Genomic DNA, 231 nt, shown 5'->3' on the forward strand with positions numbered 1-231 from the left:
TTTCTACAAAGGTCATGGTTTGGTCTATCATCTTCAAACACATTTGGTATAAGGACCGCTTTCTTTGTACTAACTACTTCTTTGAAAACTTCGTCATTCGTTTCGTCAATGTGTATTTTATTATGTTGCTTTATCCACTCTTCTTCCGTCCAATCAGAATGTTTACTTAGCTTAGTAGGCTTAATCCTTTTTTCTGCTAATGGATTAAGTAGATGAACCCCAATATTGTAG

The 231-nt window shown here is 34.6% G+C and carries 1 protein-coding gene; it reads right to left on the reverse strand.

What is annotated here, in order from left to right; genetic code table 11:
* The coding region (locus AOA59_RS32855; protein WP_143522816.1) for a hypothetical protein at window positions 1-231 on the reverse strand (231 nt) is incomplete at both ends.

Source organism: Pseudomonas sp. 2822-15, assembly GCF_002742515.1.
Lineage (GTDB): Bacteria > Pseudomonadota > Gammaproteobacteria > Pseudomonadales > Pseudomonadaceae > Aquipseudomonas > Aquipseudomonas salomonii.